Below are 13,546 nucleotides of genomic sequence, written 5' to 3'. Positions count from 1 at the left end.
TTTCAGTCGCTTTCGATCGGGGAGACTGTGGGGATCGCGAATCCGGGGTCGGCGGCCCGGTGTTCGGCCAACGCCGCCTCGTGGGCGGCCGTGATGCCGGGTACGTCGAGCGGAGAGGACTCCAGGCTCTTCGCGAACGCGTGGATGATGACCTCCTCCGGGCTTTTGGACGGATCGAACAACGGTGTGTAGCCCGTGCGCAGGTAGAGCTCCTTGGCCTCGGGCTGTCGCGGCCCGGTGGTGAGAAATACCCGGTCGTAGCCGCGGCGGCGGGATTCATCCTCTAGTTCGGCGACCACCCGCCGGGCCAGGCCCTGGCGGCGGTGCTCAGCCGAGGTCCAGATCCGCTTGAGCTCTGAGGTGCGCTCATCGAACCGTTTGAACGCACCGCCGGCGATCGGCACGCCATCTCTGAGCAGCACGACGAAGGCGCCGGATGGTGCGGCGAAGAGCTCGGCCGGGTACCGGTGGATCTCTACAGAGGCGCTCTCGCCGAAGAAGCTGCCATAGCGCTCGTCGTACTCCCGGGCCAGTTCGGTGAGCACGGGCTGGGCGAGAGGATCGTTCGCGCCGACGTAGACGAATGTGTCGTCGGTGGTGGCGGTATCGCCCCGGTCAAGCAGCGTCACGGGGGGCCTCCTTGGTAGCGGCAGCGGCAGCCGCGTCGCGCTTGGCGACCTCGGCGCGCACCAGCGGGATGACATAGCGGCCGAAGTCGATGGTGTCGTCGACGTAGTCGTAGCCGCGCGCCGAGATGATGTCCACGCCGAGATCGATGTAGTCCAGCAGCGCTTCGGCGACCTGCTCGGGTGTGCCGACGAGGGCGTTGGAGTTGCCCCGGCCGCCGGCGGCCTTGCCGGCCTTGGTCCAGAGCGCCTTGTCGAACCGGTCACCCTGCTCGGCGATCCGAAGCAGCCGCTGCGAGCCGGCGTTCTCCGGCGAAGCCAGGGCCAGGGCCTCGGCGGGGGTAGCCGTCGAGGCGACTCTTTGTTCGATCCTGCCCAGGATGTCCTCGGCCTTCTGCCAGGCGAGGGCCTCGGTGGCGGCGATGATGGGACGGAACGCCACCTGGATGCGAGGACGCTCGGTGCGGCCGGACGCGAGGGCGGCATCCGTGATGGTCTGAATCTGCTCGGCGGTGTCGGCCAGCGGTTCACCCCAGAGTGCGAAAATGTCGGCTTCGGCGGCGCCGATGCCATAGGCGGCGGGGGAGGAACCGCCGAAGGAGACCTGCGGGCGGGGACTCTGCGCGGGGAAGATGTCGCTGACGAAATCCTCGAACCGGTAATGGCTGCCGGCGAAGCTGAATCTTTCGGTGCTTGTCCACGCCTGCTTGAGAATGCGGATGTACTCGCCGGTGCGGGCGTAGCGTTCGTCCTTGCTGAGGTGGTCGCCTTCGGCGGCCTGGTCGGCGGTGGACCCGCCGGTGATGACGTGCAGGTTGACCCGGCCGGCACTGATCTGGTCGAGGGTGGCGACCACCTTCGCGGCGTAGGTGGGGTAGGAGACGTTGGGACGGTGCGCCAGGAGAATCTTGAGGGTGTCGAGCCGGGCGGCGACGAGCGCCGCGACCGACGCGGGGTCGGGGGAGCCGGAGTGATAGGCGAAGAGCACCCGGTCCCAGCCGTTGTCTTCGTGCGCTCGGGCCAGGCGCAGCGTGTAGTCCAGATCGAAACTGGAACCGCTGCGCGGTTGGCTCTCACTGCCGTTGTTGAGTGCTGCGATGCCGAGGAATTCGATGGGCATGGTGTGCGTCCTTTCTCTGCGGGGTCTCTCCGGTGCCGGTCTGGCGCTTCAGCCGAACGTAGGTGGCTCTGCCGGGGACCGGCAATCGATTCGCTTCACAATTCGTCACGGCGTCATGGCGGGTCATATTCGGCCCCGTTTGTGGGCGAACCGGGGAATGTTGTGTCATGAGCAGCGCGCAGACCGCCCCAGATTCCGCCGAAACACCCCTGTCAATCGCCGTGATCGGCGCCGGGCCCCGCGGTGCCGGCGTGCTCGAACGCCTGGCTGCCAATCTCGGCACCGAATGGCCCACCGACCGGTCACTCCTTCTCCATTTCATCGACCCGTTCCCCGCCGGCCCCGGAAGGATCTGGCGGTTCGACCAGTCACCGCTGCTCAAGCTCAACTCGATGGCTGCCGACGTGACCATGTACACCGACGAGACCTCGGTGATCGACGGCCCAGTGCGGCCGGGCCCATCGCTGATCGACTGGGTCGACCAGGTGCGTGCCGGCACCATCGAGCTCGCCCCAGTGGACGCGGCGCTCGCCGCGGAGATCGCTGTGCTGACCGGATCCAGCTTTCCCACCCGTCGGCTTCAGAGCCTCTACCTGGACTGGTTCTTCCGCACCGCCGTCGACGACCTGGCCGACTCCGTGACGGTTCAGGTGCACCCCGCCCGCGCGGCCCGGGTGGACGACCTCCCCGGCGGTGACCAGCTGGTGCTTCTCGACGACGGCAGCTCGATCGTGGCACACCTCGTGCTCTTTTCCCTCGGCCACAACGGCTCCCAGCCCGCACCCGAACACTCGGCGCTGGCCGGCTTCGCCGACCGAAACGAGCTGGTCTACCTGCCGCCGACGTTCACCGCGGATGCCAACCTGTCGGCCATCACGCCCGGTGAGAAGGTGATCGTGCGTGGTTTCGGCCTCGCCGCCGTCGACCTCACCGTGCTGCTGACCGAGGGTCGCGGCGGCCGGTTCGACCGCGACGACACCGGTCGGCTGGTCTACCTGCCCAGCGGCAGCGAGCCGCGCCTGTTCCTCGGCTCCCGCCGCGGGGTGCCGTACCGGTCAAAGATCAGCTCCACCCTGGTGGGCGACCGACCGGTGCCACGGTTCTTCACCACGGCCGCCGCGGCCCGGTTGGAAAACGAGAGCGAGAGCTTGGACTTCACCGCCCAGGTCTGGCCGCTGATCGCCCAGGAAAGCCTGTGGGGGTACTACCGGGAGCTGTTCACCGGCCACCCCGAGCGGGTGAGCCTGCCCTGGGCCGAATTCGCCGACCGGTTCGCCGCGATCGACCCGCGCGCCCTGCCAATCGCGGCCGGCAGCCATGTGTCGGCCGATGCGCGCCGGTCCAGCCATCCGCTGGTCGACTTCGGCGCGGATGCGCCCGATATCGAGCTAGACATCACCCGTTTTCGCGCCCTGGTCGCCGAGGCGGTGCCTGATCCCGTGGACCGGCTGTTTTTGCCCGAGTTCGACCGGCCGCTGCACGGCCTGCGCTTCGGTTCGGCCGAGGAGCTGCAGCAGGCGCTGCGGCAGCACATCCGCGCCGACCTCGACGTGCGCACCCTGCCGGAGCACTCCGCCACCCTGGGCCTGTTCGTGGCGCTGCTGACCAGCCTGTTCACGCTGTCGGACATCATCGACTCGCCCAAGTGGAGCGCCAGGTCCCGGGTGAGGGACATCCACGGCTGGTGGTTGGGCTACTTCAGCTTCATCGCCAGCGGGCCTCCCGGGCACCGGCTGGAGGAGTTGATCGCGCTGTCAGAGGCCGGAGTGGTCGAGTTTCTCGGCGGCGATCTCTGGGTGACGGCCGATGAAACGACCGGGCTCTTCCGCGCCGGAAGCGCCAACGTGGACCGGGTAGTAACCGCCGCGGCACTCGTGGATGCGCGGCTGCCCGACACCAGCGTCTCCCGCAGCGACAACGAGCTGTTGCGCGCCCTGATCGCCTCCGGCGGCGGGCTGGAGCACGTGGTGGCCGACGGCGACTACGTCGGAAGCACCGGCCGGTTGCTGGTGCGCCAGCAAGACACCCGGGTGGTGGATGCCGGCGGCGGCCTGCACGAGCGCCGCTTCGCGATCGGCCCGTACACGAATTCCCCGTTCGTCGGGGCGTTCTCCCGCCCGCGCACCAACGCGATCTCGTTCCGCGAAAACGACAAGGTGGCCCGCGCGCTATTGCGTGCACTCGCCGCCCTGAACGCTCCGGCTAGAGTCGACGCGTGACCGTGTCGCCGTCGCAGGACCCCATTGATCGAACACCGGAAGGCAGCACCGCCATGAGTACGACCATCCCGTTCCGCCTCGGATTCTTGGCCTTCGTTGAACACGGCGCCGTGGGGCAGGGGCCTCGCGGTCCGTTCTCGCAGGGACTCAACGATGGTCTGGAGTTGTTCGAGCTGGCCGACGAACTCGGTTACGACACCGGATGGGTGCGGCACCGGCACCTGCAGAACTACCTGTCGTCCCCGCTCCCGTTCCTCACGGCCGCCGGGGCGCGCACGAAGAATATCCACCTCGGCACCGCCGTGATCCCCTTGCGCTTCGAGAACGCCGCCCGACTCGCCGAGGACGCCGCGACCGTGGACCTGCTCACCAACGGGCGTCTCGAGCTGGGGCTCAGCTCCGGTTACGCCGGGCAGGACTCGATCTATAGCGGGGTTTACGGTCCGATCGACGGTGACCTGCAGAGCGTCGTGGACACCGAATTGACGAAGTTCTTCCGAGCGGTCGAGGGGGAGACCATCGCGATCGCCGACGCGGAGTTCCAGATCGCACCCGAAGGCACACCGCTGACCGTGTTGCCGCACAGCCCCACCCTGCGGGACCGCGTGTATTACGGCTCCGGCAGTAGGTCCAGCGCCATTCGCACCGGCTCGCGCGGACTGCGGTTGCAGCTCTCAACATTGCAGACCGAAAGCGGCGAGGGGCTGAGCTTCGAGGAGGCTCAGCGGGACGCCATCAGGGGTTATCGCGAAGCCCACGCCGCCGTCACGGACCGGCCCTCATACGCCGCGGTCAGCCGCCAGGTGCTGCCGATCACCCGCGACCGGGACCGTGAAGACTACGGCTGGCTCATCGCCAGGGACGAGGAACGCCAAGCCGCTCAGGAGACGACCGGGGCGGTGTCCTTGGGTAACCTTCGCGCACAGTTCGGCCGAGTCCCGGCAGGATCCCCCGAAGAGATCGTGCGGTTCCTGGCGGCGGATGTAGCCCTGGCCGAGTCCGACGAGCTCATCATCGCGTTGCCGTTCGACCATCCGTTCGAGGTGGTCAAGCACATCCTCACGGTGGTCGCCACCGAGATCGCACCCGCCCTCGGCTGGAAGCCCGTGAGTCGCCAGTAACGGCTGAGGCCGCCTTCTTGGAATGCTCTCTGCCCACGGGATAATCGGGGCGCGATTGCGATCGTGCCGCGGTCGCCTGTCCGGACCGGACGACACAGTTCGTTATCTTTCGTCAGGGCCTGACACGTAAGCACCAGATGGGTACGGCCGCGGCTAGCGTGGAAGACATCGCGGCGTACCCAAGCGGCCGAAGGGACCGGTTTCATATTCCGGTATTCGCAGGTTCGAATCCTGCCGTCGCGTCGACTATCGCGGCACGTCTCATGGAGACTGCGACGGCCCGACTGCACCTAGGCTGCTGGGATGACCACCCCCAAACGGCTGATCCTCAACCTTTTTGAAATGAACACGGTGAGCCACATCACCCACGGGCTGTGGCGCCTACCCGACAACAACCGGCACCGGTTCAACGACATCGACTACTGGACCGAACTCGCCACGATGCTGGAGGCGGGAGGTTTCGACGCCGTCTTCCTGGCCGATGTGATCGGCGCATACGACGTCTTCCGCAGTGGCACGGAAACGGCACTGCGTGAGGGGCTGCAGATTCCCAGCAACGATCCACTGCTTGTCATCCCCGCCATGGCCGCCGTGACGAAGCACCTCGGCTTCGGAGTGACATTCTCCACCAGCTACGAGCCTCCCTTCGCGTTTGCCCGGCGTATGAGCACCTTGGACCACCTCACCAAGGGCAGGGTCGGCTGGAACATCGTCACCTCCTACCTGCCCAACGCGGCCCGCAACTTCGGGCTGGACGGGGAGATTCCACACGACCTGCGTTACGAGATCGCCGATGAATACCTCGACGTGCTCTACAAGCTGTGGGAAGGTTCCTGGGACGACGACGCGGTCATCCGGGACGCCGAGAACAACGTCTATTCAGATCCCACGAAGGTGCGCTACATCAACCACGTGGGGGCGCACTTCACCGTGGCCGGACCGCACCTGTCCGAGCCCTCACGACAGAGGACTCCGGTGTTGTTCCAGGCCACGGCGTCACAGGCCGGAATCGACTTCGCCGGCAGGCATGCTGAAGTCGTCTTCACGGGAGGTCCCACCTACGACAAGGTGCTTACCGGTATTCAGGCGATGCGGGATGCCGTCGTTGCGAACGGTCGGTCCGCGGACGATATCAAGTTCATAGTGCAGGCCGGCATCGTTGTGGGCCGCACCGAAGAAGAGGCCGCAGATAAACTGCGGGCCTATCGGGATCTGGCGAGTGTAGAAGGCCGGCTCGCCCACGCGAGCCTGCCATTCGACCCCACCGCGCACCCACGAGAAACCACGGTGCGCGAGGCCTTGCTGGCCGAGGGCAAACAGGATGCGCCCGGCGCGGCCTACCTGCCGCTCGATCAGACCGTCGGTGATTTCCTAGCCAACATCAAAGAGTCCTGGGACGAGCTGTTCTTCGTCTCCGGCACCCCGGCGGCAGTGGCGGACGCCATCGAGTCCTGGCTCGACGAGGTCGGCATCGATGGCATCAACCTGCGCCAGTACCATTCCTTCGGAACGGCCCAAGACTTCATCGAACTCGTCGTACCTGAGCTCCGCCGCCGTGGGCGCCTCCGTGAGGCGTACGTTGAGGGGGAGACCCTGCGCGAGCGCCTCTTTGGGGGCCCTGGCCGTCTCGAGCATCCGCATCCCGCCACACGCTACCGCGGTGGTGCGAATCTGGCTGCGACACGCAATCCCGATGGCGCGTGATTGACCTTCCTGATGTGACCAGAAACGCACCAAATACTCCAAGCCGTGACCAGAATCAGCCCGTACTACTCCGTGCCAGCGCGTACACTTAATCCCATGAAGACCGCGGAAATCCGCGGGATTCCGCCCCAGTTGCGGGGGAGTGACTCGGCCGAGATCGCTATCATTTGTTCTTGGTTCGAGTCCAGGTACCCCAGCAGTAGAAACCCCCGGTAAAGCGGGGGTTTTCTTGTTTGCGTAATGACATTTTCGGCAGAGTATCTCGTCACGGCGTTGTTGTAGACAACAAATTCCTTCACACTCAATATCCGCCGAAGCCCCGATGAGAAGCATTTTGACTCTGAGTCGTGGCGTCGAAGCTCGCGTAGCTTCTCGTGATGTACGGATTGGGGACGGTTTGGTATCCCTGGACGCCAGAGGCCAGGGAAACGAGAGCGAAAGACGGTCGGTGAAATGACCTTCAGGTCGTGCTTGTGGCGGTCCCTGAGACACGCCGCCGGACCGGCGGGGTACCACCCGGTGCGGAGAAAGCGCATACTGGCCAGATGCCCCGCGCCGCCACGAGCTACAGAACGCTCGCCTCCATCAGCAGGATCACCCTGCTCTGGCACCTTCAGCGCCGCGGCACCATGACCGTGACCGACCTCGCCGAGGCCGCCGGGCTGCACCCGAACACCGCCAGGGAGCACCTGCAACGACTGGTCGATGACGGCTTCATCACCTGCCAGCCCGAAAACCGCGACACCAAGGGTCGGCCCCGAACGCTGTACAGCGCGGCCGCCCGCGCCATCGAGCCCGGTTCTGTGCGGGCCGCCAAGGCGGAAGCCGCACACCGCCGGGGCGAGCTGGTGCGCAAGCTCCTGCCCCTCGAGGCCGTTACCAGCACGCCTCGTCAGAACCAGATCGACGCGCTCGACGACCATCTCGACCAGAGCGGCTTCGACTCCGACCACGACCCTGACGGCACCCACGTGCATCTCCACGACTGCCCATACAGCGAGATGGTGAAGCTTCACCCCGAGGTCTGTGCGGTGCACTACGGTCTGATCCAGACACTCCTCGAACAGACGGACGGCCCGCTCGAGGCCGAGCGGATGCATCCGTTGGTCGGCCCGGACACCTGCACCCTTGACTTGCTCGTTCGGGTGCTGGAGCCGGCGAGAGCCCCGGTCCTGGGCCCGCAGCCGATTATTCACGGTGTTTCGCGGTTGTAGCGATTTTCGGCAACGGTCAGGCTTGCCCCCGAGGGTGTCACTGACCGTGGTGACTCCCGCAGCGCAAGGGGATCACCGTGAAATCACTGAAGAACTCCATCTTCGCGAGGTCTGGTCAGGCCAGCGCTCGGGCCGTCAAGCCCGGCACCGACGGCCCCCTTACCGACACGATCCTCAACTTCGGTCGGTTCCTTCGCCGTGGTGAGACCTCGCCAGACCTTCGTTCGGTCTTTCTCGAGGGCGGCCGCGACGCCGACTCGTTCTACCGTGACCGCTGGACCCACGACAAGGAAGTCCGCTCCACCCACGGCGTGAACTGCACGGGTTCCTGCTCCTGGAAGGTGTACGTCAAGGACGGCATCATCACCTGGGAGACCCAGCAGACCGACTATCCCTCGGTGGGCCCGGACTCGCCCGAGTACGAGCCGCGCGGCTGCCCGCGCGGCGCCGCGTTCAGCTGGTACACGTACTCGCCCACACGGGTGCGCTACCCGTACGTGCGCGGAGTGCTGCTCGAGCTGTACCGCGCGGCCAAGGCCCGCACCGGTGACCCGGTGCTCGCCTGGGCCGAGGTCACCGACAACCCCGAGAGCGCCAAGGCATACAAGAGCGCCCGTGGCCAGGGCGGCCTCGTGCGCGCCAGCTGGGATGAAGCATCCGAGATCGTCGCCGCCGCGCACGTGCACACCATCAAGAAGTATGGACCGGACCGCATCGCCGGCTTCTCGCCGATCCCGGCCATGTCGATCGTCTCGCAGGGTGTCGGCAACCGGTTCATCTCCATGCTCGGCGGCACCATGCTCTCGTTCTACGACTGGTACGCCGACCTGCCCGTCGCCAGCCCGCAGGTCTTCGGCGACCAGACGGATGTGCCCGAATCGGCCGACTGGTGGAACTCCAGCTATCTGATCATGTGGGGCTCGAACGTGCCCGTCACCCGTACTCCCGATGCGCACTTCATGGTCGAGGCCCGCTACAAGGGCCAAAAGGTCATCACCGTCTCGCCCGACTACGCCGACAACTCCAAGTTCGCGGACGAATGGCTCGCCGTACACCCCGGCACCGACGGCGCCCTCGCCATCGCGATGGGCCACGTCGTGCTCAAGGAATTCCTGGTCGACCGCCGCACCACCCGCTTTGTCGACTACATGAAGCGCTACAGCGACTCCGCGTACCTGATCAGCCTCACCCCGCGCGGCGACGCCTACGTGGCCGGCAAATTCCTCACCGCGGATGCCCTGCCCGGCCTGGCCACGACAGTTGCCAGCGCTGCTTTCAAGACAGTGATGCTCGACCAGAACGGCCAGGCAGTGGTGCCCAACGGCTCCATCGGTCATCGATTCAGCGAAACCGATGCCGGCAAGTGGAACCTCGACCTTGAGGACGTCGACCCGCTGCTCTCGATCGCGGATGCACCCGACTACGACCGGGCATCCGTCGCCATCGACATGCCCCGCTTCGACGTGGCTCCGGAGACCGACGAAATCGGTGAACAGCACGCCGGCGGCGCCGGCATCGTGCGCCGCGGCGTGCCCGTACGAATGGTGGCCGGCCAGCTGGTCACCACCGTGTTCGACCTGCTGCTCGCCCAGTACGGGGTGAGCCGGGACGAACTGAACCTGCCCGGCTACTGGCCCACCGGCTACGACGACGCCACCTCGCCCGGCACCCCCGCCTGGCAGGAGAGCATCACCTCGGTGCCACGCCAGGCCGCCGAACGCATCGGCCGCGAGTTCGCGCAGAACGCCGAGGACTCCGACGGTCGCTCGATGATTCTGATGGGAGCCGGCACCAACCACTGGTTCCACTCCGACACCATCTACCGCGCCTTTCTGGCGCTGACCACCATGACCGGTTGCCAGGGGGTCAACGGCGGCGGTTGGGCTCACTACGTGGGCCAGGAGAAGGTGCGCCCGCTCACCGGCTACGGCCAGTACGCATTCGGCCTGGACTGGGTGCGGCCCCCGCGTCAAATGATCGGCACCGGATTCTTCTACCTCGCCACCGACCAGTGGCGCTACGACGGCCTGTCCGCCGACACCCTTTCCAGCCCGCTCGGCTCCGGCGTCTTCAAGGACCGCACCACGGCCGACTGCCTGGTCGAATCCACCAAGCGCGGCTGGATGCCCGGCTACCCGACCTTCAACCGCAACTCACTCGACCTCGTCGACGACGCCGCGGCGGCCGGAGTCGAACCAGCCCAGTACGTCGTCGACTCCCTGGGCGACGGCAGCCTCGAGTACGCCATCGAAGACCCGGATGCGCCGGAGAACTTCCCGCGCGTCATGGTCGTCTGGCGGGCCAATATCATCGGCTCCTCGGGCAAGGGCAACGAGTACTTCCTCAAGCACCTGCTCGGTACCAAGAGTGCGGTGCGGGCGCCGGAGTCGCCGCCGGAGAAGCGCCCGAAGACCATGAAATGGCACGAGTCCGCCCCAGAGGGCAAGCTCGACCTGATGGTCACCAGCGACTTCCGCATGACGTCGACCACAATCTACAGCGACGTCGTGCTGCCGCCGGCAACCTGGTACGAGAAGAACGACCTGTCCACCACCGACATGCACCCGTTCATCCACTCGTTCAACCCGGCCATCGACCCGCCGTTCCAGTCCAAGACCGACTTCGACATCTTCCACATCCTGGCGGAGAAGATCTCCCAGATGTCGGTGGAGCACCTCGGCGTTCGCAAAGACCTCGTCGCAATCCCGCTGCTGCACGACACACCGGATGCGATGTCGAGCCCGCACGGCATCGTCGAAGACAACCTGCCGTTGGTGCCCGGTGTCACCATGCCCAAGCTCGTGGTGGTCGAACGTGACTACCCGGCCTTCTACGAGAGGCTCGGCTCGCTGGGTCCGCTCACGGAGAAGCTCGGTATGGTCACCAAGGGCGTCAAGTTCAATCCCGACGTGGAGGTGGCCTACCTCGGCCAGAAGAACGGCCTCATCGCCAGCGGCCCCACCGCGGGCCGGCCGCAGCTGAAAACGGCCATTCAGGCCTGTGAAATGGTGCTGGCCCTCTCGGGAACCACAAACGGGCGGCTCGGTACCCAGGGCTTCCGCGACATGGAGAAGCGCACCGGTGTGAAGCTGGCGCACCTGGCCAGCGACAACGAGGGTCGTCGGTTCTCCTACCCGGACGTGCAGGGCGCGCCGGTGCCGGTGCTCACCTCCCCGGAGTGGTCGGGTAGTGAGCACGGCGGCCGCCGCTACAGTGCCTTCACGATCAACGTTGAACACCTCAAACCGTGGCACACCCTCACCGGGCGGCAACACTTCTACCTCGACCACGACTGGATGGTGGAGCTCGGCGAGCAGTTGCCGATCTACCGGCCGCCGCTGGACATGCACCGCCTGTTCGAGGACTCCATCGTCGGCTCCACCGCCGCCACCGGAGCCCCCGGCTCCAAAGGTCGCGCCGAGGTGGCCGTGCGATACCTCACGCCGCACTCCAAGTGGTCGATCCACTCCGAGTACCAGGACAACCTGCTGATGCTCTCGCTGTCCCGCGGCGGTCCCACCATCTGGATGTCCCCGCAGGATGCCGACAAGATCGGCGTTCGCGACAACGAGTGGATCGAGTCCTACAACCGCAACGGTGTGGTCGTGGCCCGCGCTATCGTCTCGCACCGGATGCCGGAGGGCACGGTGTACATGTATCACGCGAAGGACCGCACCATCAACGTGCCCGTCGCCGAGACCAGCGGAATGCGCGGTGGCACCAACAACTCGCTCACCCGCATCCTGCTCAAACCTTCTCACCTGATCGGCGGCTACGCCCAGCTGTCGTTCGCTTTCAACTACCTCGGCCCGACCGGGAACCAACGCGACGAGGTCACCGTGATTCGTCGACGCAGCCAGGAGGTTGAGTACTAAATGCGCGTAATGGCTCAAATGTCGATGATCATGAATCTCGACAAATGCATCGGGTGTCACACCTGTTCAGTCACCTGCAAGCAGGTCTGGACCAACCGCACCGGCGTCGAGTACGCCTGGTTCAACAACGTGGAGACCAAGCCCGGCGTGGGCTACCCGCGCCAGTACGAAGACCAGGAGAAGTGGAAGGGCGGCTGGGTGCGCAACAAGCGCGGCCGGCTGAAACTGCGTGCCGGCGGTCGGCTGAGCAAGCTCCTGCACATCTTCGACAACCCCGACCTGCCCGTGATCGACGACTACTACGAGCCGTGGACCTACGACTACGACATGCTCACCACCGCTCCGGCCGGCACGCAGAGCCCGGTCGCCCGGCCCAAGTCCTTGCTGACCGGCAAGAACATGGACATCAAGTGGTCGGGCAACTGGGATGACAACCTCGGTGGCTCGCAGGAGACCGCCGCTGACGACCCCATCCTCGCCACTATGAGCGAGCACGTGAAGATGGAGTTCGAGAACACCTTCATGTTCTACCTGCCGCGCATCTGCGAGCACTGCCTCAACCCCGCCTGTGTCGCGGCCTGCCCCTCCGGCGCTATGTACAAGCGCGAGGAAGACGGCATCGTGCTCGTCGACGAGGACGGCTGCCGCGGCTGGCGCATGTGCGTCTCGGCGTGCCCCTACAAGAAGGTGTACTTCAATCACAAGACCGGCAAGGCCGAGAAGTGCACGCTCTGCTACCCCCTGATCGAACAGGGCAAGCCCACCATCTGCTCCGAAACCTGCGTGGGCCGTCTGCGCTACCTCGGTCTGATGCTCTATGACGCCGATGCCGTGCTTGCGCAGGCCTCGGTCGAGAACGAGCACGACCTCCTCGACGCCCAGCGCGCCTGCTTCCTCGACCCGTTCGACCCCGAGGTCATCGCGGCGGCCAAGGCCGAGGGCATGGAGGACGACTGGATTCTCGCCGCGCAGAACAGCCCGATCTACAAGATGATCTCCGAGTACAAGATCGCGCTGCCGCTGCACCCCGAATACCGCACCATGCCCATGGTCTGGTACATCCCGCCGCTCTCGCCGGTCGTCGACGTGGTTTCCACCACCCAGGCCGACAGCGAGGATGCCCGCACTCTTTTCGCCGCGATCGACCGCCTGCGCATCCCGGTCGAGTACCTGGCCGGGCTGTTCTCGGCCGGCGACGTGCGCCCCGTGGAGGCGTCGCTGAAGAAGCTCGCCGCCATGCGCTCCTACATGCGCGACATCAACCTCGGCAAGCCAGCAGACGAGCGTATTCCGAAGGCCGTGGGCATGACGGGAGAAACGATGGAAGCCATGTACCGGCTCCTCGCGATCGCCAAGTACGAGGACCGCTACGTCATTCCCAAGGCTCACGTGGAAACCGCCCGCGAACTCGACGAGCTCGCCTGCTCGCTCGATACCGACGGTGGCCCCGGCATGGGCGGTCCTGGCCAGAATACTGGACCGTTCGGCCAGGAGCCGGGCATGCCGCTGGCCGGAACCGTCTCGAACTACAACGAGATGACCGGCCGCGGCGGTGAGAAGACCAAGCCCACCACGCCGGGTCGGGTCAACTTGCTCAACTGGACCGGCGGCGCCGTGCCTCAGGGAATGTTCCCGCCCAAGAAGAACCCAGAGGCCACAGCGTGAGA

General features: G+C 66.0%; 8 protein-coding genes and 1 tRNA gene. 7 read left to right on the top strand and 2 right to left on the bottom strand.

All coding sequences use genetic code 11. From position 1 onward, the window contains the following. Positions 1–2: 2 nt before the first annotated feature. Both PA27867_RS11075 and PA27867_RS11070 read right to left on the bottom strand, forming a co-directional pair. Positions 3–629, bottom strand: coding sequence for a GNAT family N-acetyltransferase (locus tag PA27867_RS11075; protein ID WP_236900688.1), 627 nt, complete (start codon positions 627–629; stop codon positions 3–5). Next, on the bottom strand, positions 616–1,746 hold the full coding sequence (locus PA27867_RS11070) for an LLM class flavin-dependent oxidoreductase (protein ID WP_066596333.1): 1,131 nt from the start codon (positions 1,744–1,746) through the stop codon (positions 616–618). Before PA27867_RS11070 ends, PA27867_RS11075 begins: the two co-directional genes overlap by 14 nt. Before the next feature lie 167 nt (positions 1,747–1,913). Between PA27867_RS11070 and PA27867_RS11065 the strand changes: the two genes are divergently transcribed. The 7 genes from PA27867_RS11065 to narH all read left to right on the top strand — a co-directional run bounded on the left by PA27867_RS11065 (position 1,914) and on the right by narH (position 13,544). After that, the gene (locus PA27867_RS11065) at positions 1,914–3,965 is read left to right on the top strand and encodes an FAD/NAD(P)-binding protein (protein ID WP_066596332.1); all 2,052 of its coding nucleotides are present in this window, start codon (positions 1,914–1,916) and stop codon (positions 3,963–3,965) included. A gap of 53 nt (positions 3,966–4,018) precedes the next feature. Further along, a complete protein-coding gene (locus PA27867_RS11060) occupies positions 4,019–5,086 on the top strand; it encodes an LLM class flavin-dependent oxidoreductase (RefSeq protein ID WP_066596330.1) in 1,068 nt (355 codons plus the stop codon). A gap of 169 nt (positions 5,087–5,255) precedes the next feature. Beyond that, positions 5,256–5,329: transfer RNA gene (locus tag PA27867_RS11055), tRNA-Met, on the top strand. 60 nt (positions 5,330–5,389) lie between these two features. Continuing rightward, complete coding sequence (locus PA27867_RS11050; protein WP_066596329.1) at positions 5,390–6,790, top strand: NtaA/DmoA family FMN-dependent monooxygenase; 1,401 nt, start codon at positions 5,390–5,392, stop codon at positions 6,788–6,790. A 545-nt stretch (positions 6,791–7,335) separates the two neighbouring features. Continuing rightward, a complete protein-coding gene (locus PA27867_RS11045; protein WP_066596328.1) occupies positions 7,336–8,004 on the top strand; it encodes a helix-turn-helix transcriptional regulator in 669 nt (222 codons plus the stop codon). Positions 8,005–8,090: 86 nt separating this feature from the next. After that, on the top strand, positions 8,091–11,879 hold the full coding sequence (locus tag PA27867_RS11040; protein ID WP_236900915.1) for a nitrate reductase subunit alpha: 3,789 nt from the start codon (positions 8,091–8,093) through the stop codon (positions 11,877–11,879). Next, positions 11,880–13,544, top strand: a complete 1,665-nt coding sequence (narH, locus tag PA27867_RS11035; protein ID WP_066596327.1) for a nitrate reductase subunit beta — start codon at positions 11,880–11,882, stop codon at positions 13,542–13,544. The last annotated feature ends 2 nt before the right edge of the window (positions 13,545–13,546 follow it).

The sequence above is a fragment of the Cryobacterium arcticum genome, from assembly GCF_001679725.1.
Taxonomy (GTDB): Bacteria; Actinomycetota; Actinomycetes; order Actinomycetales; family Microbacteriaceae; genus Cryobacterium; species Cryobacterium arcticum_A.
The sequence above is the reverse complement of the archived record's forward strand: the minus strand, read 5'-3'. Positions and strand labels throughout refer to the sequence as shown.